The organism is Enteractinococcus fodinae (assembly GCF_031458395.1).
Lineage (GTDB): Bacteria > Actinomycetota > Actinomycetes > Actinomycetales > Micrococcaceae > Yaniella > Yaniella fodinae.
This window is the reverse complement of the sequence record NZ_JAVDYJ010000001.1, coordinates 1,599,794-1,621,791: the sequence shown is the minus strand read 5'-3', so window position 1 is coordinate 1,621,791 and position 21,998 is coordinate 1,599,794. Positions and strand designations below refer to the sequence as shown.

At 55.6% G+C, this 21,998-nt stretch carries 18 protein-coding genes and 1 pseudogene; 13 read left to right on the top strand and 6 right to left on the bottom strand.

Annotated features, from left to right (window positions below; genetic code table 11):
• The 4 genes from J2S62_RS07595 to J2S62_RS07580 all read left to right on the top strand — a co-directional run bounded on the left by J2S62_RS07595 (position 1) and on the right by J2S62_RS07580 (position 5,979).
• Positions 1 to 1,479 carry a class I SAM-dependent RNA methyltransferase gene (locus J2S62_RS07595; RefSeq protein WP_310173233.1) on the top strand — a complete coding sequence of 493 codons (1,479 nt, stop codon included), beginning with the start codon at positions 1 to 3 and terminating at the stop codon, positions 1,477 to 1,479.
• Between the two features lie 160 nt (positions 1,480 to 1,639).
• Positions 1,640 to 4,345, top strand: coding sequence for an aconitate hydratase AcnA (gene acnA, locus J2S62_RS07590; protein ID WP_310173230.1), 2,706 nt, complete (start codon positions 1,640 to 1,642; stop codon positions 4,343 to 4,345).
• Between the two features lie 153 nt (positions 4,346 to 4,498).
• Positions 4,499 to 5,002 (top strand): hypothetical protein, encoded by a 504-nt coding sequence (locus J2S62_RS07585; protein ID WP_310173228.1) that lies wholly within the window; start codon positions 4,499 to 4,501, stop codon positions 5,000 to 5,002.
• Between the two features lie 2 nt (positions 5,003 to 5,004).
• Positions 5,005 to 5,979, top strand: coding sequence for an aldo/keto reductase (locus J2S62_RS07580; RefSeq protein ID WP_310173226.1), 975 nt, complete (start codon positions 5,005 to 5,007; stop codon positions 5,977 to 5,979).
• 332 nt (positions 5,980 to 6,311) lie between these two features.
• Here the strand turns inward: J2S62_RS07580 and J2S62_RS07575 are convergent, their stop codons facing one another.
• The 4 genes from J2S62_RS07575 to msrB form a co-directional block, all read right to left on the bottom strand.
• Positions 6,312 to 6,755 carry a QcrA and Rieske domain-containing protein gene (locus J2S62_RS07575; RefSeq protein ID WP_310173223.1) on the bottom strand — a complete coding sequence of 148 codons (444 nt, stop codon included), beginning with the start codon at positions 6,753 to 6,755 and terminating at the stop codon, positions 6,312 to 6,314.
• 50 nt (positions 6,756 to 6,805) lie between these two features.
• The gene (locus J2S62_RS07570) at positions 6,806 to 8,053 is read right to left on the bottom strand and encodes an HRDC domain-containing protein (protein WP_310175794.1); all 1,248 of its coding nucleotides are present in this window, start codon (positions 8,051 to 8,053) and stop codon (positions 6,806 to 6,808) included.
• A 53-nt stretch (positions 8,054 to 8,106) separates the two neighbouring features.
• The gene (locus J2S62_RS07565; protein WP_310173219.1) at positions 8,107 to 8,700 is read right to left on the bottom strand and encodes a DUF3000 domain-containing protein; all 594 of its coding nucleotides are present in this window, start codon (positions 8,698 to 8,700) and stop codon (positions 8,107 to 8,109) included.
• Between the two features lie 66 nt (positions 8,701 to 8,766).
• The gene (gene msrB, locus J2S62_RS07560; protein WP_310173216.1) at positions 8,767 to 9,237 is read right to left on the bottom strand and encodes a peptide-methionine (R)-S-oxide reductase MsrB; all 471 of its coding nucleotides are present in this window, start codon (positions 9,235 to 9,237) and stop codon (positions 8,767 to 8,769) included.
• Positions 9,238 to 9,367: 130 nt separating this feature from the next.
• Here msrB and J2S62_RS07555 point away from each other — a divergent pair, with 130 nt between their 5' ends.
• From J2S62_RS07555 to J2S62_RS07515, 9 genes and pseudogenes are all read left to right on the top strand, one after another.
• Positions 9,368 to 10,702 (top strand): alpha/beta hydrolase family protein, encoded by a 1,335-nt coding sequence (locus tag J2S62_RS07555; RefSeq protein ID WP_310173213.1) that lies wholly within the window; start codon positions 9,368 to 9,370, stop codon positions 10,700 to 10,702.
• Between the two features lie 43 nt (positions 10,703 to 10,745).
• Positions 10,746 to 11,507, top strand: coding sequence for a YebC/PmpR family DNA-binding transcriptional regulator (locus tag J2S62_RS07550; RefSeq protein ID WP_310173210.1), 762 nt, complete (start codon positions 10,746 to 10,748; stop codon positions 11,505 to 11,507).
• A complete protein-coding gene (ruvC, locus tag J2S62_RS07545; protein WP_310173208.1) occupies positions 11,508 to 12,143 on the top strand; it encodes a crossover junction endodeoxyribonuclease RuvC in 636 nt (211 codons plus the stop codon). It begins immediately after the preceding gene.
• A 75-nt stretch (positions 12,144 to 12,218) separates the two neighbouring features.
• Positions 12,219 to 12,851 (top strand): Holliday junction branch migration protein RuvA, encoded by a 633-nt coding sequence (gene ruvA, locus J2S62_RS07540; protein ID WP_310173205.1) that lies wholly within the window; start codon positions 12,219 to 12,221, stop codon positions 12,849 to 12,851.
• 63 nt (positions 12,852 to 12,914) lie between these two features.
• Positions 12,915 to 13,872, top strand: a pseudogene (gene ruvB / locus J2S62_RS07535) (Holliday junction branch migration DNA helicase RuvB); the annotation flags it as partial.
• Positions 13,873 to 14,183: 311 nt separating this feature from the next.
• Positions 14,184 to 14,642, top strand: a complete 459-nt coding sequence (gene yajC, locus J2S62_RS07530) for a preprotein translocase subunit YajC (protein WP_310173202.1) — start codon at positions 14,184 to 14,186, stop codon at positions 14,640 to 14,642.
• A gap of 50 nt (positions 14,643 to 14,692) precedes the next feature.
• Positions 14,693 to 16,432, top strand: coding sequence for a protein translocase subunit SecD (gene secD / locus J2S62_RS07525; protein WP_310173200.1), 1,740 nt, complete (start codon positions 14,693 to 14,695; stop codon positions 16,430 to 16,432).
• A complete protein-coding gene (gene secF / locus J2S62_RS07520; RefSeq protein ID WP_310173196.1) occupies positions 16,429 to 17,457 on the top strand; it encodes a protein translocase subunit SecF in 1,029 nt (342 codons plus the stop codon). Before secD ends, secF begins: the two co-directional genes overlap by 4 nt.
• A gap of 145 nt (positions 17,458 to 17,602) precedes the next feature.
• A complete protein-coding gene (locus J2S62_RS07515; protein WP_407649926.1) occupies positions 17,603 to 19,900 on the top strand; it encodes a RelA/SpoT family protein in 2,298 nt (765 codons plus the stop codon).
• A 20-nt stretch (positions 19,901 to 19,920) separates the two neighbouring features.
• On the opposite strand, the gene J2S62_RS07510 is transcribed toward J2S62_RS07515, so the two are convergent.
• Both J2S62_RS07510 and J2S62_RS07505 read right to left on the bottom strand, forming a co-directional pair.
• A complete protein-coding gene (locus tag J2S62_RS07510) occupies positions 19,921 to 20,532 on the bottom strand; it encodes a hypothetical protein (protein ID WP_310173193.1) in 612 nt (203 codons plus the stop codon).
• A gap of 85 nt (positions 20,533 to 20,617) precedes the next feature.
• Positions 20,618 to 21,979, bottom strand: coding sequence for a DUF349 domain-containing protein (locus J2S62_RS07505; protein ID WP_310173191.1), 1,362 nt, complete (start codon positions 21,977 to 21,979; stop codon positions 20,618 to 20,620).
• Positions 21,980 to 21,998: the final 19 nt, after the last annotated feature.

Genomic DNA, 21,998 nt, shown 5'->3' with positions numbered 1-21,998 from the left:
ATGACAAGCACAGGTTCTCAGACTGCCGCGCATCTGGCCGCCCATGATAAAGATGCTGGCCAGATCCTCACGTTGGAAGTGGGCGCGATGGCTCATGGCGGTCACTGCGTCGCACGCCACGACGGTAGAGTCGTGTTCGTTCGGCATGCCATTCCGGGAGAAATCGTTAACGCTGCGGTGACCGCTGGCGGAGAAGATGCCCGGTTCTGGCGCGCTGACACCGTCTCGGTAGTCCGACCCTCAGAATTTCGACGCTCGCATCAGTGGAAACTCGCAGACTCCATCCGGGCTCATGCCTCTGGCCGGTTTCCAGTTGGCGGCGCAGAGTTTGGTCACATCACTCTTGAGCACCAGCGGCGTCTCAAAGCCCAGGTATTTCGTGACACTATGGCACGGATTGGTCAGCTCAACGTCGAAGCGCCGGTTGTCGGTATTGCAGAAGATGAACCTACCGGATTGCACTGGCGCACGAGAAACGCCTTCTCTGTAACCGCTACTGGCCGGCTGGCCATGAATGTCCACCGCTCGGCTACGGTCGTGCCGGTGCGAAACATTCCTCTGGGGGTTCGTCAGTTGGATGCTTTACAGCTCTGGGACATTGATTTCACTGGAGCCGGACGTGTCGAGGTAGCAACACCCTCCCACGGCGAGGAAGTCCTTGTGGTGATCTTCCCACTAGACTCGGTGGCGGCAAATAAAAAACAGCTTGAACACCACATTGCCCAGTGGCGCAAGCGCATGATCCACTTACCGTCGAAAGTTTCCGTGGTTGTAGGTTTGCGCACCAAACAATTTGGCCCATTGGAAATGATCCGACTCCGTGGTCGCACGTGGTTGCGCGAAGTGGTCGAGACCGAACGCTACGGTACCCACACCTTCCGCATCTCTGGCGACGGGTTCTGGCAGGTTCACCGCGATGCACCAGCAACCCTTGTTAATGCTGTGATGCAAGAACTCCAGCTGGCACCCGGTCAGGTCATTGCTGATCTCTACGCCGGGGCTGGCCTGTTTTCGAAATTTATCGCCGATGCCGTCGGTGACCAAGGTGCAGTGTTGTCGGTTGAGGCGTCTCCGGGTGCCTCTCGAGACGCCCGTAAGAATTTACGGGAACATAAGCATGCTTATGTGATCAACGGCCTGACAGATAGAATCATCGGTTCCTGGTTGCAGCGCCCAGACGCCCCCATTGAGCAGGGTGGACTCGATGACCGCCCAGTCGATGCGGTGGTGCTTGACCCGCCGCGCGCAGGAGCCGGTCGAGCGACAATCACCAGAATCCATCAGTTGGCCGCAGAGAAAATTGTGTATGTTTCATGTGACCCCGCCTCCCTTGCTCGGGATACGAAATGGTTGGTGGAACACGGCTGGGAGATTGAGCAATCAACCATCTACGATCTGTTCCCTGACACATACCACATGGAGACGGTCACCACATTTCGGCCGTCAACCTCATTGAGACAAACACGCGAGCAAGACTGACTCGCGTTAGAATAAAAGCCACACCGCCCACGTATGCACTCACTGGGCTGGGCGGTTCGCACCGGCCGTGCCCTGACGTGTCACCTGCATGCGTTGAGCGACACAGCTTACACAGGACAATGGAAACGCCCCGAAGCGGGCGGGAAAAGAGGAGTCCACTGTGACTACAGTTGATAGCTTCGGTTCCAAAGACGTATTGAACGTCGATGGTGCTGAGTATGAGATCTTTCGGCTAGATAAAGTTGAAGGTTCTGAAAAACTTCCGTACTCGCTAAAAATCTTGCTTGAGAACCTGCTGCGCACCGAAGATGGTAAAAACATCACGAAAGAGCAGATTGAGTCTCTGGCCAACTGGGACCCATCAGCCCAGCCAAGCACCGAAATTCAATTCACGCCGGCCCGGGTGCTGATGCAGGACTTTACCGGTGTACCGTGTGTCGTTGACCTAGCAACTATGCGTGAGGCCATCGTTGATCTTGGTGGTAACCCAGAACAGGTCAACCCGCTCTCACCGGCAGAACTGGTTATTGACCACTCGGTGCAAATCGACCACTTTGGTACCCCCGATGCTGTCGAGCGTAACGTTGAAATTGAATACCAGCGCAACGGTGAACGTTACCAATTCCTGCGCTGGGGACAGACCGCATTTGATGACTTCAAAGTCGTACCTCCTGGCATGGGTATCGTCCACCAGGTCAACATCGAATACCTAGCACGCACCGTCATGACTCGTGAAGTAGACGGCGTGCTGCGCGCCTACCCAGACACGTGTGTTGGTACCGACTCCCACACCACCATGGTCAACGGCCTGGGTGTCCTCGGCTGGGGCGTTGGCGGTATCGAGGCCGAAGCAGCCATGCTTGGCCAGCCAGTATCAATGCTGGTACCACGGGTCGTCGGATTCAAGCTGACCGGTGAAATTCCAGCTGGTGCCACCGCTACTGACGTGGTGCTCACCATTACTGAAATGCTGCGTGAACACGGCGTGGTAGGCAAGTTCGTTGAATTCTACGGCGAAGGTGTCGGCTCGGTACCACTGGCTAACCGCGCGACCATCGGTAACATGTCGCCTGAGTTCGGTTCGACCGCAGCGATGTTCCCAATCGATCAGGTCACCTTGGACTACCTGCGTCTGACCGGCCGTCCCGAAGAGAACATCCGCCTGGTCGAGGCATACAGCAAGGAACAGGGCTTGTGGCACGATCCATCGAAGGACATCGAGTTCTCCGAATACATGGAACTGGATCTGTCCACCGTTGTGCCGTCGATCTCGGGTCCACGCCGTCCACAGGACCGCATCATTCTCGATGATTCCAAGGATCAGTTCCGCAAAGACATCCACGATTACGCCGACACTGATGAAGCCGGCGTAGGCCGTCCATCTCGGACCGCTGAAGTTACCCTGAGCGACGGTCGCGAGTTCGAACTGGATCACGGTAAAGTCGCGATCGCTTCGATCACTTCGTGCACCAACACCTCCAACCCATCAGTAATGATGGCTGCGGCAGTGCTGGCGCGCAACGCTGTGAGCAAGGGTCTGACCTCAAAACCATGGGTCAAGACCTCCGTCGCTCCGGGGTCACGCGTGGTCACTGAGTACTACGAGAAGTCCGGCCTGATCCCTGACCTGGAAGAACTCGGTTTCTCCATCGTCGGTTATGGTTGCACCACTTGTATTGGTAACTCCGGTCCGCTGGATCCCGAAATTTCCAAGACGGTTAACGAACACGATCTTGCCGTAACCTCCGTCCTGTCGGGTAACCGTAACTTCGAAGGTCGTATCAACCCAGACGTCAAGATGAACTACTTGGCTTCGCCACCGCTAGTTGTCGCTTACGCGCTGGCCGGCACGATGGACTTCGACTTCGAAAACGAACCTCTTGGACAAGACTCTGAAGGGAACGATGTCTTCCTAGCAGACATCTGGCCAGACCCAACCGAGGTCGAGGAAATCATCGGCGAATCGATCGACACCGACATGTTCACCGAAGAATACTCGACAATCTTCGATGGCGACCACCGCTGGCAGAGCCTGGACACCCCAGAAGGCAGCACCTTCGCGTGGGATCCACAATCCACCTACGTGCGGAAACCGCCATACTTCGAGGGCATGACCTTGAACCCTGAGCCTGTTGAAGACGTCACTGGCGCACGGGTTCTGTTGAAACTGGGCGATTCCGTCACCACCGACCACATTTCGCCCGCCGGTGCGTTCAAGTCGGATACTCCTGCAGGCCGCTACCTGCTGGAACACGGTGTAGAGCGCAAGGACTTCAACTCCTACGGCTCACGCCGTGGCAACCACGAGGTCATGATCCGCGGTACGTTCGCGAACATTCGCATCCGAAACCAGATGCTGGATGGTGTCGAGGGCGGCTTCACTCGTGACTTCACCCAAGAGGGTGGACCACAGTCCTACGTCTACGATGCAGCGATGAACTACAAAGAAGCTGGCACACCGCTCGTCGTGCTCGGTGGCAAGGAATACGGTTCCGGCTCCTCACGCGACTGGGCTGCCAAGGGCACCGCTCTGCTCGGCGTCAAGGCCGTGATCACCGAATCATTTGAGCGTATTCACCGCTCCAACTTGATCGGTATGGGCGTGCTACCGCTTGAATTCCCAACCGGTGAATCTGCCGACTCGCTGGGCTTGGACGGTACGGAAACCTTCGACATCTCCGGCATCAGCGAGATGAACCACGGTTCCACACCGAAAACCGTACACGTCACGGCAACCAAGGATGACGGTGCCAAGGTGGAATTCGACGCCACTGTGCGAATCGACACTCCTGGTGAAGCAGATTACTACCGCAACGGTGGCATCCTGCAGTACGTGCTGCGTCAGATGGCTGACAAAAACAACTAGTCGCCAGCTGACATAACGCCATATAGGCGCTAACCATCTGATGGCCCGGTAACCACAACGGTTCCGGGCCATTAGTATTTCTTATACAAGTGCCAAGATCTCCAGCAGGTAGGAGCTTTGCGTTGAGAGCTTGGCCCAAGACGAAGGACACCAATGACCATACTGCGGATGTATTACACCCCCGAGGACCAGAAGCGGCCAACCCACTATCGCGAAGCGTGGTGGGAAGAGGACACCAAGGAGTTCGTACTCCACCATGGCAAAGTAGGGGAGTCAGGCATCACAAGCGTCGAAAACGTGGCAGACAGCACGGAGGCCGACCTTCTATTGGCTTCCTTTGCCGAACAGAATGCCGCCGACAACTTTGTTGATGTCGAGGATCTCGGCACGGAAGTCTTTACTGTTGTTATTCGGTATAAAGGCACCACCCCGAATCAGGCCGAGCAAGCCAATGCCGAGAAATTTGCTCGCGAGTACGTCGCCCTGTTGGCCTGGCGCGGTCTTGGCGACATCGAGAACTGGGCTGAAAACCCTGATCGGAGCGCGTTTGTGTACCAGATCAGCACAGTGCATCGCACCAAGGCAGCGAAATACGCTACCGAAGCGCTTAAAAAGACCGATTTTCGTGCCGACCGAATGAAGATTGAAAGGGACTAGCAGTGCACTACCGTCGTGTGGGTTCGTCGGGTCTGGTGGTCTCGGCCATCGGATTTGGCTGTAATAACCTCGGGCGCCCCAACTCTGCGACCGAAGATCGTGACGAAGCAGTCCGAGTCGTCAAAGCGGCCGTCGATGCCGGGATCACCTTCTTTGACACCGCAGATACCTATGGGAAGACCCCAGGACTATCGGAACAATACCTTGGCCAAGCCTTACGGTCGGTCCGCGAACAGGTGATCATCGGCACCAAATTTGGGCTCGACATGAAGGGAGCCAATGGCCCGGACTTTGGTGCACGTGGCTCACGTCGGTATATCATGACAGCGGTTGAGGCATCTCTACGGCGGCTAGGTACTAAGTATCTTGATCTCCTGCAGTACCATTCCCCTGATCCTGACACGCCCATCGACGAGACGTTGGCTGCGCTGGATCAGCTGGTTCGTGACGGGAAAGTTCGCTATATCGGGCATTCAAATTTCTCCGGCTGGCAGATCGCGCAGGCTGAATATGTGGCCAAGGAACTGGGTACCGAACGTTTCATCTCCGCCCAGAACCACTACAATCTGATGGATCGTCGCGCTGAACTAGAGGTCCTGCCCGCCGCTGCGGCTCTCAAGCTGGGAGTTTTTCCTTACTTCCCACTAAATAACGGGCTCCTGACCGGGAAATACCATCCCGAGGGAGGGCCAGCAGGTTCCAGACTGTCATATGTTCGGCAGCACATGGTCGCCAACGCCGACTGGCACCAACTCGACCGGTATTCTGCTTTTGCCGCGGAGCGCGGGATGACCGAAGTTGAGGTAGCCTTTGGCTGGCTGGCAGCCCAACACCCAGTGGCATCGGTCATCGCCGGCGCGACGCGTGTCGAGCAAGTACAACAGAACGCCCAAGCCCTTGATCGTACTCTAACCGAGGAAGATTTGGCCCAGCTGGATGAGATCTTCCCACCGGTTGATAAGATTGCCCTGTTCTAAACTTTCACCACGGGAAAGAGCTTCACATCAACAGCGTCGAATTCCTCGTATCGGCCGGCTTTATCGGCCTAGCAATATTTATGCTGTGGTCGCTGCTGAGCCTCAGCGCAGCCCCTCTGCATCCAAGACAACGTCTCTGGTGGATGTTGGCGATAGTAATTTTGCCGGGAATCGGGTCCCTGGCGTGGTTATGGTGGATCAAAGGCTACTACCCGCGCCGAAAAGCAGCCGAGCCGACATGGGATCCAGCCACGCGCGCCATCAACGCCCCTCGCATGGGCCGACCGCGGCCCAGTCGCGGAAAGTACGAGTCCCCCGGTAACTGAGAACAACTACGTGGCGGGGTCCACTTCAACGTGGATCCAACCATCGGTGATCTTCGCCTCGTGACGAGTCAACGGTAAAGGTGCTGGACCTGCGACGGGCTCGCCACTGAGCTTGTCATAATTTGAGGCGTGACACGGGCATACAAAAGGCTCTGATGGCTCATTCTCACCGACGCCGACAATACAACCCTCATGAGTACACACGGCCGAATAGGCGTGAACCACTTGCTCGTCTTCACGATAAATGAGCATCTGATTCGCGCCCACTGCCATTTGCACCGATTCGCCCACCGGCAGGTCCTCTATGGCAAGGGCCGGGGTCATCTCACCGCCGGAAAAGTCTTCGCGCTCAGGTTCAGAGGCACATGCGGCCAGCGTGGCCGCAGCCGTAGCGAAGCCACCGGCGGCTAGGAATGTTCGACGTGACGGTCGATGTTGACAGCAGCTCATACCGTGTCTCCTTTGGTCTCATACACTCTCTGCTAACAGCCGCAGCTTAGCTAACTTTCGAGCGGATCTGGATCTAAGAGCGCCACCGTGATGATGGCAGACGTGGCCTGGATTTGCCAGGGCCTGGCTCCGAGATCTCGGAGCCGTCGTTCTACTGAGCCGGGCGTGATGGGTTCAGGAGGTCGCCAACATAACTCCCGCAGAGTTTCTGGTAGTAACAGGTTTTCCAACGGTATGCTCTGCTCCTCAGCCAAACGAGCCAAGCGTTTCCGGGAAGTCTGCAATCGCCGGGCCGCTAAGGGGTCTTTTTCGCGCCAAGCCTTAACCGCGGGCGGGGCTTGAGAGGCCACGCGCATGGGTGGCACTTTGTCGGGGTCTTGGGCTACCTTGATGCCATCTTGGATAGCTTGGAGCCATCGGCGAGCGTCTCGTGCAGCGGCCTTGCGGCGCATGCGTGGGATTTGCATCAGCTGTGGAACGGTTCGTGGTTTTGCCTTGGCCACCGCAATTAATGTGCGGTCGTTGAGTAACTTTCCCGGGGGCAAATCTCGAGATTTGGCAAGCTTTTCGCGAGTGGTCCACAGGGAGCGGACGATCGCTAAGGTTTTGCGGTCGTTAATTTCATGGATGCCCGAGGTTTTCCGCCAGGGATCTTTCCTGGGTGGTTTATTGGGCCGGGCTAGCAGCGAATCGAATTCTTCATAGGCGATCTCGAGCTTATGCTCATCTTCGAGCTCCCGAATCATTGCGTCCCGGAGCTCGTGTAAGAATTCCACGTCCAATGCAGCATAGTTGCGCATGGCTTCCGTCAGCGGACGGACAGACCAATCTGCCGCCGAGTGCTCTTTTGCCAGCGTGATGTTGAGCTTGCGTTCCAGCAGTGCGGATAGGCTCACCCGAGGATATCCCAATAAACGTCCGGCAAGCTCGGTATCGAATAATTGGTCGGGCCATAAACCAGCCTGATGCAGCGAGGGCAGATCTTGGATCGCTGCGTGCAGGATCCACTCCACACCCGCAAGCGCCTCTTGAATTGGCTGCAGGTCTTCCAAGGCCTCGGAATCGATGAGCCAGATGGTTTCAGAGTCGCGTTTAAGCTGAATAAGGAAAGCCCGTTGACCATAGCGGTACCCGCTGGCGCGTTCAGTATCGACGGCCACAGGGCCTGAGCCTTGGCGGAGCTTCTCAGCAGCGTGACGTAATTGTGCTTCGGTGTCGATGACTGGGGGGATCCCGCCTGCAGGTGCCTGGACAAGGACCGGTTCCTGCTCGTTGTCCGGCGTCTGAGGTGCAGGTATAGCACCGCGTGATTCTTCCGAATCATCTGCGGCGAGACGGGCGCTAGAAATCGTTATTTCCTTCGTATGTGATTCAAGGGGATGACACCATCCGTGGTCGGTGGTAAACCAGCGAACGTGCACACCATATCGCTCCACGCAGTGAGGTGTCTATCTAGGTGGTCGCCGGCAGGAGTCCACGAGGCTCGTAGTTCTAAGTCTATAGTCTCGAGTTGCTGGTCTATCATCCCAAAACTTTGTGACAGCACTCGGCTGGCTGTCCCGCCAGGTTGACGGTACGTGGCTGCTGCTTCATCGAGGGCTTCGACCATCCATGTCCACGCTACTTCCGAGACGAGCGGATCTTCACCCACATCGGATTCGAGACTGGTGCGAATGTAGGTAATGATTCGAAAGTTTCCGTCCCACACTGGCGAATATTGTGGGTTGTATAAGAGGATGAATCGGCCCACGGCCAGCGCTTCACCGTGTTGGCCCGCGACGTCTGCAGACATCGCGACCGCGTAGGGTGCCAGCTGTGCTGGTGCTGGCACCTCATCGAGCTCTACTTCGCTACGCGTATCGGCCTGCCGCAGTTGGTCGAGCGCGACCCGGAAGGTCTGCGGCGCGGAGTTTAAACTGTGCGCCTGAGCTTGTTGGGGATTCACAATTCTAGGTTAAACCCCCACTTGAAGGATTTAGCGGCGGCGCGCCGAGTATATTCGCTCTAGAAATTATTCTGTGGTATTTGTCAAATCTAAGCTCAAGGAGTTGATGCAATACCGAAGATCTGTGGGGGTGTCGAAGCCTTCGCCCGCAAAAACGTGACCCAGGTGAGAATCGCAGTTGCTGCACCGAACTTCAACCCTGGTCATCCCCATGGAACGGTCTTCAATATAGGTAATCCGCTCGTTATCAGTTGGAGCATAGAACGATGGCCAGCCACAGCGTGCATCAAATTTTGTCGATGACGTAAACAGCTCCTCGCCACAGGCCCGGCACGAGTACGTGCCAACCTCTGTAGCGTCCCAGTATTCGCCGGTGTATGGGCGCTCCGTACCGGCTTGACGTAGTACGTGATATGCCTCTGGGCTCAAGCGCTCACGCCACTGTTGTTCTGTTAAGGCCCGCGCCTGGTCGCGAGAAAGCGACTTGTTAGTGGCAGCTGCTGTATTTTCCGAGGGTGTCGTGGCATCTTGTGTCATGGTGCTAATCTATCGGTCGCCTCGGGCGCGGTCGAGGTATTTACCTGACTGCAAAACACCCCTCATACGCAATCAGGCGAATGTCAACGACACGCTAGCGAAAATGTTGCTTTCAAGTAACAATGTAGCCATGGGTGATGACAACCTACGTAACCGCGTCCGAATACCATTCAGAGGCACCCAGAATCGACGAACAAAGCGAACCATTCGGTGGTCTGCCCTAGGAGCCATTACCGGTGCGGTCGCCGGAACGGCCCTTGCCGCAATTCCGACACTGGCCTCTATCTTTGCGCGCACGGTAGTGACTCCAGAACCTCACCCAGCGGAAGACGTTCGGATACTTTCATATCGCCCAGGAGCGGGCCCTGCGGGCCAAGACGTGATCGATTTGTCGATCACCACCCAGACCACTGTCCGGGGGCGGTACGCCTTGGCATTTCATCTAGGGGAGGGGATTGCCCGAATCGGGGAAGTCGTTTCGACCAATGTCAAAGAGCAAACAGTGACTCGAGTTGTTGAAGAGATATACCGGGGCAATCTGACCACGGCTGCTCGAGGACGGTGGGCGGGTTTCGTCTGGCCCACTCCCCGCGAAGCCGGTTATGGCTATGAAGATGTTCTTATTCCGGTCGACAATGGTCTGGCTCCGGCGTGGTTCATTCCGTCAACCCGAGAGACTGCGCACCGCGACACCTGGATGATCACGGTCCATGGACGTGGTTCGAAACGCAGCGAAGGCCTGCGCATGATGGGTATCGCCCAGCGCATGGGGATGCCCGGATTGTTGATTTCATATCGCAACGATGGCGAAGCACCAGATGCGCCTGATAAGCGATACGGACTGGGTGCAACCGAATGGCCAGACGTAGAAGCCGCGATCCTTTATGCGCTCAACAACGGCGCCAAGTCTGTGGTGCTAGCTGGGTATTCTATGGGCGGAGCCGTCAGCCTGCAGTTGGTCCATCGCTCTGTACTAGCACGATACGTCCGGGGCTTGGTATTGATCGGGCCGGTGATCGACTGGCTCGACGTTTTGCGCCACCAGGCACGGATCAATCGTCTGCCACACGCGGCAGGAAAATTGGGCCGATGGCTCATTGAGTCGCCATGGGGCAGAACCATCACGGGTTTAGCGGCCCCGGTCAATTTAGGTTCGCTCGATTGGGTCACAAGGTCTAACGAACTCAAACACCCCGTGTTGATCTTGCACTCCGAAGACGACGATTTTGTGCCGGTCGGACCATCCGCGCAACTGGCAAGAAAAAATCCCCAGTTGGTGAGCCTTATTCGCTTCCACGATGCCCGCCATACCCGCGAGTGGAACGTTGATCCGGCGCGTTTCGAATCAGCGGTGCTGACCTGGTTACATGTTTTGCTCAATGGCGCAGCCGAGCACCGCTTAAGCCTTGCGGGCCCAAAAACTGCTCAGGAATGGGGTAGCGCCTATAATGGGAGCAGTCAATGAACCCTAACCCCCGTTGAATTCAACGGAAGAGGAGTTTGCAACAGTGGCAGGTCACTCAAAATGGCATACAACGCGACACAAGAAAGCTGCGTTAGATGCTAAGCGCGCCAAAATGTATGCCACCCACATTAAAGCTATCGAAGTAGCTGCACGTGCTGGTGGCCCCGATCTTGACGGTAACCCCGCTTTGGAAGTCGCCGTCACCAAGGCGAAAAAACAGTCGGTACCGAACGACAATATTGATCGTGCGATTAAACGTGGCGCAGGACTGACCGGGGAAGTAATTGATTATGCCGAGATCATGTACGAAGTCCGGGGCCCAGAAGGTTCCGCTCTTCTCGTTGAGTGTCTCACCGACAACCGCAACCGCGCTGCTTCCGAAGTACGCGCCACGGTGACCCGCAACGGTGGCTCGATGGCGGACCCAGGGTCCGTGGCATTTATGTTTGAACGCCGTGGCGTTGTGCGTGTTCCAGCGGACAATCATGCAGAAGATGACATTATGATGGCCGTGATCGATGCTGGAGCCGAAGAAATCATCCAGTCCGGTACTGCATTCGAGATTGTCTCAGAACCTGCTGATGTCCATGAAGTGTCGAAGGCTTTGGATGAAGCCGGCATCGAATACGAGTCGGACGATGTCGAGTTTTTTGCCGAGATGAAAGTCGAACTCGATGCGAAAGCTGCCCAATCGTTCATTCAACTGTGGGACGCGGTCGAAGCACTCGACGACGTACAAAACGTCTACGCCAATGTAGAAATTACCGCTGAAGTTCTCGATGAATTAGCTGCACAGGACGCCTAAGTGACCGACCGTAACCGCCGACCAGCACCCACCAGTCTTCGGGTTTGTGCCGTAGACCCGGGGCTGACCCGCTGCGGTATTGCGGTAGTAGATATCGCATCGAACCGGAAGGCTCAACTTGTCGACGTGACTGTCGTCGGTAGTCCCGGAACCGAGCCCATCGGCAAACGCTTAGCCGTTATTGATCAGGCTATGGATGACTTGTTGGATAAGTATCAGCCCGAACATTTAGCGGTAGAACGAATGTTTGCCCAACATAACACCCCGACCGTGATGGGTACTGCACAAGCGTCCGGGGTCGCTATTGCAGCAGCGGCTCGACGCAACATCCCCACTGCTTTGTTGACTCCATCGGAAGTGAAAGCGGCAGTCACCGGATCGGGAACAGCCGATAAGAAACAAGTCACAGCCATGGTCACCAGAATTCTGGGACTGACCACCTCACCAAAACCTGCAGATGCTGCCGATGCGATTGCGATTGCTATCGCCCATGCCTGGCGAGGTGGTCTTTTCGGTCGCGGATTAGACACCGGCAAACTGACGAGTCCGGCCCGGGCATCGAAGTTTGCGGGTGCCACGACAGACCTGACACCGGCCCAGAAATTGTGGTTGGCAGCTGAACGACGCACACAATAATTACTTACGTGTGGGTACAACCCGAAAGTTTGCCCCCACGGTTAGCGATGGCTCGGACCATCAGAGGGAGCACACATGATCTCGTCGCTCACCGGCGAAATCCAACACATTGGCATCGACCATGCTGTCATTGCGGTAGGCGGCGTCGGATACGTGTTTTCGGCTAGCCCAACCACCCTGTCTGCGCTGCGCTTGGGTCAAGATATCAGCGTTCAGACGCTCTTGCTGATCCGCGATGACAATCCGGTCTTGTACGGTTTTGGTACCGCCGACGAGCGCGAGATTTTTGAAACTATGATGACGGTCTCGGGCATCGGACCCCGCATTGCGCTTGCGGTACTCTCCGTTTACCATCCTGACGAAGTTCGACAAAGTATCGATCAACAGGACGATAAGGCATTCACAAAAGTGCCAGGAATCGGACCAAAATCTGCTCGCCGCATTATTCTAGAGCTCTCAGGCAAGCTCGTACCACGCGAGGAACCCGATGCACCCGCATCAGGCGCGCCTCGCGGGGCAGAGCCCTCCTGGAAAGAACAAGTTCAACAAGCTCTGGTGGGCTTAGGGTGGAGCGAAAAAGATGCGCTCAAGGGCATTCAGCATGCCCTTGACAATGATCCAGAATTGGCGACCTCAACTGATGTATCGGCCGCACTCCGAGCAACCCTGCAGAACCTCGGTGAAGGCCAGACAAGGCAGAGACACTAATCTATGACTACCGGCGGATTCTCCCCAGAACAAGGTGACGATCGGATCGTTGCCGGAAGCTCCATGAGCGAAGAACGTGAAGTCGAAGCGGCATTACGGCCCAAACATCTTGCGGAGTTCGTGGGCCAGCACCGAGTCCGAAATCAACTGTCTTTAGTATTAGAAGCAGCGAAACTGCGCGGTGCGACAGCAGATCACATCCTGTTGTCCGGGCCGCCAGGGCTGGGTAAAACCACGCTATCGATGATCGTGGCAGAAGAAATGAACGCCCCACTACGCATCTCCTCGGGTCCCGCTATACAACATTCAGGGGACCTTGCTGCCATCTTATCTTCACTGACCGAAGGTGAAGTGCTGTTTTTGGACGAAATTCACCGCATGTCCAGGCCAGCCGAAGAAATGCTGTACATGGCCATGGAAGATTTCCGAGTCGACATCGTCGTAGGCAAAGGCGCCGGGGCGACCTCCATCCCTCTGGAGTTACCACATTTTACGATCGTGGGCGCCACCACGCGGGCCGGCTTGCTGCCCGGACCGCTCCGGGATCGATTCGGGTTTACAGGACATCTGGATTTCTACTCCAACGACGAGCTCGAATTGGTGCTGCGCAGATCTGCCACGATGCTTGATATGCACCTTACCTCCGAGGCGTTTACCGAAATTGCAACGCGTTCTCGCGGCACGCCTCGTATCGCCAATCGACTGCTACGTCGTGTGCGGGACTGGGCTTTAGTCAACCAGTTATCTGACGTTGACGCCCGAGCAGCTGCCGCAGCTCTCGATATGTATGAAGTGGACTCGCGGGGATTGGATCGCCTAGACCGCTCCGTGCTTGATGCGTTATGTACGAAGTTTCATGGCGGCCCGGTGGGACTTTCGACTCTGGCGATTGCCGTGGGAGAAGAAGTCGAAACGGTCGAAACAGTGGCAGAGCCCTATTTAGTGCGAGAGGGTTTACTCGGTAGAACTCCTCGTGGCAGGATCGCGATGCCCGCGGCTTGGGAACATCTAGGGTTGACCCCACCAGAAGATACCTCGACCCAGGGGTTATGGTCCCTGATTCCTGAAGAGACCGCTATGGGCGACTCATCACGACTTAACACGGAACCAGCTGGTTCACTACACCAAGAAAACCTCGACGGGATCTTATATTTTGAGGACCGAGACTGACACGTCACCGCATTTGATCGAAGATCCGGTCCCAGAATTCACGCTATTTCCTATGGACCATTAGGATAGGCTCAGACAATATGTGTTAATTGCCGCTGGGCGGTAGTTTTCCGTGCGTGCCGACCGAGCACGAATACGACCTAGATAGTTGGTAGATTACTGATGATTAATAACGCTGAGTTAACCACCGTTGTGGCACAAGCCCAAGGCGGCCAAGAAGGCGGTTCAGGCATGTTCATGCTGCTGATGCTAGCGGTGCTTGCCTTGCTGTTCTTCATGATGATCCGGCGTAGCCGTAAAGCTATGAAGACCCAGCAAGAGCAGCGCGCGTCGCTGCAGCCGGGTATGGAAGTTATGACCACCTTCGGTCTTTTCGGGACCATCACACAGGTAGACCATGACGATAACAAAGCCATCATGGAACTTTCACCTGGTCAGTACGCGACCATACACCTACAAGCCATCGGTCAAGTGGTGGAAGAAACTGATCCAGAGCAGCTGCCGGAATCGGATATCACCGTTGATGACATTCCGGATTACCCTGAGCAAGCTGGTCCTGACACCAAGAACTCCGACTATGGCTCCGAGTATAACGATCCCCGCGATGATCGCGACCGCTAGACCCTAGCAACTTCATTCGACGAACAGAATATTGAAAGTCCCTAAACTCTATGGCGTCTAAGACCCCGCAATCTCGCGCCCGACGATCCCTGGCATGGCTAGCCGCAATCATTGTTGGCCTCAGCGCCATCATGGGAATTGGTATCGCGACCAACAATACTGACGGCACCCCGTTGCTGGCCCTGGACCTTGAGGGCGGTACCCAGATGGTACTGTCCCCAGAAACAGCCACCGGTGAAGATGTGACCTCTGAGCAGATGAGTCAGGCCGTGGAGATCATCCGGCAACGCGTCGACGGGACGGGGGTCTCAGAAGCAGAGATCAACACGCAAGGCGACAATAACGTTGTCGTCTCCATGCCCGGTAGCCCAGACGAACAGACCCGAGAACTCATTCAGGCTTCAGCCAACATGGAATTCCGTTCGGTCATCACGCAGGGACCCTTCACCGCCGTGCCTGAAGAAGAGCAAGTCGATGTATCTGACATTCCAGAACCTGAGGCTACGCCCGAACACGGTTCGGACCCCAACTGGGTCACCCCGGAACTCTACGATGAATTTCAAACGCACGATTGCACAGCACCCGATGCCGGCCAAGTGCGTGATGATCTGCCCGCTGATGAAGCCGTAGTTGCCTGTGATTTCGAGATGGGCGTGAAATACATTCTGGGTCCGCTGGAGATTTCTGGCGATCAAATTGATTCGGCCGATCATGGAATGGCACAGACGCCAACCGGTGTGGCTTCGAGTCAGTGGGTTGTCAATATAGCCTTTGAGGATGAGGGAGCTGAAGCCTTTCGCGAGGTGACACAACGCCTCACGGGCATGAACCCACCACAGAATCAGTTCGCGATCCTGCTAGATGGACAAATAGTCTCAGCGCCGGCATCACAAGCCGTCATCACCGATGGACGCGCCCAAATTTCAGGTAGTTTCGACGAAGAACGCGCTGCTCAGCTTGCAGAACAGCTCGAATACGGAGCACTACCGATCTCATTCGAAGTTGAGTCGGAACAACAGATTTCAGCAACCCTTGGTCAAGACCAACTGTTCTGGGGTCTGATCGCCGGACTTATTGGCCTGGCCTTAGTCGCCATCTACCAATTCTTCCAGTATCGGGCGCTTGGCCTGGTCACATTGATCTCCATTGGAATCATGGGATTGATAACCTACCTGGCGATTGTGCTTCTCGGTTGGTCAGATAACTATCGGCTCTCACTGGCCGGAATTGCCGGGATTATCGTCTCAATCGGGCTGACCGCTGACTCATTCATCGTCTACTTCGAGCGCATTAAAGATGAGATGCGTAATGGCCGTCCATTTGACTCAGCCGTGAACTATGGCTGGGACCGTGCCAAGCGGACCATTACGGTCTCGAAGCTCGTCAATATTTTGGCTTCCGTCGTGTTGTTCTTCGTTGCCGTGGGCAACGTCCGCGGTTTCGCATTTACCCTGGGATTGACCTCCATCGCGGACCTCATTGTGGTCTTCTTATTCACCCACCCCGTGATGCAGCTGTTGGCAAAGACCAAGTTCTTTGCCAGCGGTCATCCGATGTCTGGTATGGATCCGTCTCTGCTGGGTCAAAAGCCGCTCTATCAGGGGGCAGGCCGAGTACGTGAGTTCCGTCCTGAAGGCGAAGTCAAAGAGCACCGACAGAAGAAAAACAAGCGCTCTGGCAAAGAAGCGCAGCGACGACAAACGATTGCGGAGCGTCGCGCTGCCGAACGCGAGGCGGCCTTGCAATCATCGAAATCTGCAGAGCGTGAGCCTGCACAGGAGGAGTCATGAGTCGCTTAGCAACGTGGGGGAATGAGCTCTATACGGGCAAGACCTCGTACCCGTTTGTGCACAAATGGAAGACATGGTTTGTTGTAGCTCTGATTCTGTTGGCCGCAGCCGGTGGCATTACTGCATTGCGCGGCGGATTCAACTTGGGCATCGAGTTCCGTGGGGGATCCGAATTCACCGTCTCAGCTGTGGAGAATACCGATCCGCTCATTGGTGAACAAGCCGTTGCCGAAGTCATCCCCGAAGCGGAGGCAACCGCGACCAATATCGCTCCCGGTACGATTCGGGTGCAGACCGCCGAGCTGACAGATGAACAAACCCTTCAAGTGGCAAGCAACCTCGAGGATGGTTATAACGTCTCAGCTGACCAAGTCACCTCGAACTTCGTGGGTCCGACATGGGGTGCCGCGGTATCCGAACAAATGTTTATCGGGCTTATTGTCTTTCTCGTCCTGGTAGCCCTATATCTAGCGTTCTACTTCCGCACCTGGAAGATGTCAGCTGCCGCTATTATCGGCCTCATCTATGTCGTCATGCTCACGGTGGGTATTTACGGCGCAGTAGGATTCGAGGTCACACCGCCGGCGATTATCGGGTTCCTATTAATCTTGTCGTACTCGCTCTACGACACCGTCGTCGTCTTCGATAAGATCCGAGAAAATACTCAGCGTCTCGAAGAAGACCGGACACGAACCTTCAGCGAGTTGGTTAATCTCGCGGTTAACCAGACTCTAGTTCGTTCCATTACCACGTCCATCGTGGGTATCTTGCCGGTCGGGTCTATCCTGTTCATCGGTGCTGGGCTGCTGGGTGCCGGCACGCTGCGTGATATTTCCCTGTCCATTTTCGTCGGTATCATCGTCGGTACGGTCGCCACCTTGTTCATCCAAGCACCGCTGTATGCACTCTTCCGTCGAAACGATGACAGTATCCGTCAACGCGACCAACGCATCCTGCGTCAGCGCAATACTGGCAACGCGGACATCGCTCTCGACGACGAGGCGTCAACAAATACCGCTACCTAATCTGCCGTCCTGTCACTAGATTCTGCTGTCCTGTAGCCTTGGCAACAAGCTGCAGGACAGCAGACGTTAAATTTCGTGTTCGAATGTAGCTAAGAATTCGTGGTGACCTCGTGTAGCGGAGTAGACTTATCGGTTACAGTGGAGGATGACCCCGAGGGGAGGGACCGTGGCTTCAACTCAGCCCGCTTCGCATGACCGAAAGCAAAAGGGCGCTGCCGAGACAACCCCGGCGCGGGGTTTTGGCCGGTTCGCCCGCTTGACAGGGCGCGGTTACTCACCGCTGCTTGAACCACTGATACGCACCCTGAAGGTTCGCCACCCCAAAGACGACATCACCCCCATCATCCGCGCCTTTAACGTCGCGAATTATCATCATCGCGAGCAATTCCGAAAATCTGGCGACCCATACATTACCCACCCCGTTGCAGTGGCAACTATTTTGGCCGAACTTGGGTTGACCGGTGAAACGTTGATCGCTGCGCTGCTGCACGACACCGTGGAAGACACTGACTACACCCTCGAACAGCTCACCAAAGACTTTGGCCCCGATGTAGCGCTGCTCGTTGATGGCGTCACGAAATTGGATCGCGTGGAATTTGGTTCAGCCGCCGAAGCGGAAACTGTGCGCAAAATGATCATCGCCATGGCCAAAGATGTGCGCGTGTTGATGATCAAGCTTGCAGACCGTTTGCATAACGCCAGAACCTGGCGGTACGTAGCTCCAGAGTCGTCTGCACGTAAGGCGAAAGAAACCTTGGAGATCTACGCGGCCCTGGCGCACCGACTGGGTCTGAACACCATTAAGTGGGAACTTGAAGATCTGTCGTTTGCTGCGCTGTGGCCGAAGGTATACGCCGAGATCGTACGGCTGGTGGGGGAGCGCACGCCACAACGACAGAAGATTGTCGCGAACCTGACCGAACAGGTTGAGAAAGAGCTTCGTTCCGTTAAGATCCGAGCCACGGTGACAGGTCGGTCGAAACATTATTATTCGATCTACCAAAAAATGCAGGAACAAGACAAAGAGTTCAACGAGATTTACGACTTGCTGGGCATCCGTGTGCTCGTTGAGTCAGTACGTGACTGTTATGCAGTCCTCGGTGCATTACATGCGCGGTGGTCACCGATTCCTGGTCGCTTCAAAGACTATATCGCGATGCCGAAGTTCAACATGTATCAGTCGTTACATACCACGGTTATCGGACCTGGTGGCAAGCGAGTCGAAATTCAGATCAGGACTCATGAAATGCACCACCGCGCTGAATACGGCGTCGCTGCCCACTGGATCTATAAGCGCGCGGGTAGTGCTGAGGCACAAACTCCCGGTTGGCTCAAAACCGTGCTGGACTGGCAACAAGATGCTTCTGATCCGAATGATTTTCTCGATTCACTACGCACGGAGATTGGCTCCTCCGAGGTCTATGTCTTTACACCTAAGGGCGAGATCAAGGCTCTTCCCTCCGGGTCAACACCTGTCGATTTCGCCTATAGTGTGCACACCCAGGTGGGTCACCGCACCGTAGGCGCACGGGTCAATGACCGCCTCGTGCCGTTGAACACGGTCTTGAACCACGGCGACTCTGTCGAGATATTCACCGACAAGGACGAAAATGCCGGCCCCTCGCAAGACTGGTTGGGTTTTGTGCGCTCCGGGCGTGCGCGTAACCGTATTCGCCACTGGTTTTCCAAAGAGCGTCGTGATGAGGTTATCGAACGTGGCAAAGAACTGCTCACGAAGGAAGCGCGCAAGCACACCTTACCCTTGCAACAGATGCTGAGCACCGACACCCTGAGTCAGGTTGTCGAGCGGTTGAACTATGAAGACATCCAGGCGCTGTATGCTGCTGTCGGCGAGGGCTCCATCTCCTTGCAGAATGTGTTTAAACATATTGAGCAGATTCTTGTACCGGAAGATGAAAGACCAGAACCGGAACCGGATACTGTCGCCATCCCAACCATCCCACACCCATCCCGCCACACCGACTCAGGTATTGTCGTGCCCGGTGCGGGAGATGTCATGGCGAAGTTGGCCCGCTGTTGTACGCCGGTTCCATCCGATGAGATTATCGGTTTCGTGACCCGTGGGTCTGGTATTTCTGTGCATCGGAAAGATTGTTTGAACATCGTCAACACCCCTGAACGGGATAGGATCCTCGAGGTACAGTGGGCCCCGAGTTCGGACGCAACCTTCAACGTTGATATTTTGGTATTGGCGCTTGACCGAAAGCAGCTGTTATCCGACCTCACAGCAGTACTTTCGGATCATCACGTCAATATATTAAGCGCAAATGTGAAAACCCGGCGCGACAGGGTAGCGGAGACAAGTTTTGTCTTTGAAATGGGCGACACCGATCATCTTGATCATCTGATGAATGCCGTGCGGCAAGTCGATGGTGTGTATGATGTGTACCGCCGTTCAGACCGTAAAAAGTCTACTTCGTGACGGAACAACGTTAACTGCTCTCAGACAGTTTGAAGGTCTGGTGCGTTGCGATCTTGCAATATGTGAGCCGCCTCTGGACCAAGTCCCGCCGATGTCAAGCGTTGTTCCAGACGGTCGCGGTCGGTCAAGGCGCCTAAGCGACGAGCTTGGTCCTGGTGACGTGTGCGTCCACCGAGGCGTAACAGATCTTCTATCGTTAATTCGGGACTGGTGACCACCACCCCTCCAATGACACGCAGATCGTCTTCGTGAATGCTTTCATCACCGAGGTAGTCGCACTGCCGTAACGCAGTGGGCATCACGGTGGACCGGGACTTTCCGCGATGCGCCACCGCCGTGGCGGCTTCGAACATCTCTGGAGCTTGTCCACCAAGGTATATCCACGCAGCGGTCAGCAGGGTCGCGGTCCAACTCCCGTCGATAAGCTGCTCTCCGACCATCCGGACGCTCTTGGCACGCTGAGAGGGGGTATCCGGTTGGTTACTGTCAACGTAGTAGGGACCAAATTGCGGCCGCAGCACACCTTGGTATGCCATTGCGGAGAGTTCAGAAGCGGTATATGGGTTGTGGGGAACATAGAGGTCGTAGTCGTTGGTGATGGTCCAGGGAGATTCTGAATCAAAAAACGTCATACCGCTATGATGACAAAAAACAGCTTCGGCCAACGGTGAGTTGGCCGAAGCTGTGGATAACGTCTCAGGCGGAGTGGTTGGTGCCTTATTCCCCTGCGGCCCGAACGACATCCAGCCACTGACGGCGTGCGTCCAGGGCCTCCTGGGCCGCTGCAATTTTCTGCTCATCACCGGCTTCTTGAGCGGCTGCCAGGTCGGCTTCGAGCTGGGCTATGCTCTCTTCGAGCTGCACCAGGGCTGAATTGGTCCGAGCCTTGGTCTCCGGATCAGTCTTCCGCCAGTGTTCCTGCTCGAGTTCATTGAAGGCGCGTTCTAATTTCGATAGCTCGCCTTCCATCCTGGACATATCTTTGCGTGGTACCCGCCCGGCATCGTCCCAGCGCTTTCTCACATCTTGCATAACCTTGCGAGCCGTCTCCAAGTTCTTGAACGGCAGGTGCTGCTGTGCATCTTGAAGAATCTGCTCTTTGACCTTCAAATTCGCTTCGTATTCACGGTCAACTTCAGCGTTGGCCGCATCACGAGCTTGAAAGAACACATCCTGAGCTGCACGGAAACGTGTCCACAGCGCATCATCGTCTTTGCGCGATGCTCGTGGAGATTTCTTCCACTCATTCATGAGGTCGCGGTATTTCAAGGTGGTGGGACCCCAGTCGGTGGAGTCCTGCAAAGCTTCAGCCCGAGCGATCAGGTCTTCTTTGGTCTTCTTAGCTTCAGCATTGCGTGCATCGAGCTGTGAGAAGAAAGCGCGCCGGTTTTTTTCAAATGTATTACGGGCTGAACGGAACCGCTTCCACAAGTCGTCTTCGGTAGCGCGGGGCAACCGTGGGCCCGACTTTTGCACGTCACGCCATTCATCGAATAGTTGACGCATCTGAGCTGTGGAGTGTTTCCACTGGGTCTTGTCAGGATCTTGCTCAGCCAGTTTCTCGGCACGTTCCACGATTTTTTCTCGTGCGGCCTGTTGTTCCGCGAGTGCCTTTTCACGCTCTGCTTGCTGTTTTGCACGACGTTCTGCAAGTTGATCCCGAAGCTGCTTGGAGAATTCCCGCAGTTTCGTCATGTCTCCGACCATCTGGCGTGCGATGATGAGTTCATCAATTTGATTTAGCGTTTTTTCGAGTTCCTGATTCGCTACATCAGTGTCAAGACGCTGTTTCAACAGTTGGAGTTGCGTCATCACCTCGTCATACTTGCGCACGTAATATGCCAGAGCATCCTGTTCAGATGCATCGGGCACTTGACCGACCTCGACCTTTTCGTCGCCATCAAGCAGCGTGACGACACCTTCGGCAGAAACCTCAGCAAATTGCTTAGCTTCCTCGATATCCGAGGTGTAGGCCGGAGTCGGCGCTACAGGAGCAACCGGAGTTACTGCTGCAGGAGTTACTACGCCTGGTTTTGGAGCCGCTGGTTTTGGGGCGTCGGGTTGTTGACTAGTTGTCACCGCAAAAACTTTCTTCCGT